The 720-nt window shown below is 57.6% G+C and carries 2 protein-coding genes; both read right to left on the reverse strand.

Features of this window, described 5'->3' with window-relative positions; all coding sequences use genetic code 11:
* On the reverse strand, positions 1-114 hold a 114-nt coding region (locus AB4Z23_RS27480), incomplete at its 3' end, for a GFA family protein (RefSeq protein WP_441361185.1).
* Positions 111-479 carry an endonuclease domain-containing protein gene (locus AB4Z23_RS27485; RefSeq protein ID WP_112959010.1) on the reverse strand — a complete coding sequence of 123 codons (369 nt, stop codon included), beginning with the start codon at positions 477-479 and terminating at the stop codon, positions 111-113. The genes AB4Z23_RS27485 and AB4Z23_RS27480, both read right to left, overlap by 4 nt.
* Between the last annotated feature and the right edge of the window lie 241 nt (positions 480-720).

Below are 720 nucleotides of genomic sequence, written 5' to 3' on the forward strand. Positions count from 1 at the left end.
CTTCTGGCACATGCGGCAATGACAGATGGAACTGTCCTTGAGATCGTCCTTGAGATCACCGGTCGCGCGGAACCGGATCGCGCCGCACTGGCATCCGCCGGTGTAGGTGGTCATGGTTGGCTCTCCTTCACCGTTCGGATAATGTGGAGACAGACATTGTCGATGTCTTTCACAACATCTTCGTTCCAGAAACGCAGAACCCGCCAGCCACACTGCTCCAGCGTCTCCGTTCGTTGCCGATCATAGTCTGCCGCAGCATCTTCCGCATGCTGAAACCTGTCTAACTCGACAATGATCTTATGCGACGGGAAGGTGAAATCAACGATGTATCCTGCGACAGGCAGCTGGCGTCTGAAAGACAGACCGGCAAGACGATGGGCACGGGCGGCGTTCCAGAACTTGAGTTCGGCGCCTGTCATGACCTTGCGCATCTGCCGAGCATGTTCCCGATGTCGGGGGCTGACCTTGGCATGGGGCATTGGGATGCTCGCGACTTGAACGGTTGCCGCGAGATTGTAGCATGGTGTGGACGAAATGAAGGGCCTGTCGTGGCGCATCACCCCCTCTGCCCGGCAGGGCAGAGGGGGGTAAGTCCCAAGCCGCAGCAGCAAATTACCGCTTCAACTCCCAGGTCGTCGTCCGTTCCCCGGTTTCCTTATCCTTGCCATCCTTCAACTGAATGCCCTTTTCAGAAAGCTCGTCGCGCAAACGATCCGCCTC

Source organism: Agrobacterium sp. MCAB5, assembly GCF_052114365.1.
Taxonomy (GTDB): domain Bacteria; phylum Pseudomonadota; class Alphaproteobacteria; order Rhizobiales; family Rhizobiaceae; genus Agrobacterium; species Agrobacterium tumefaciens.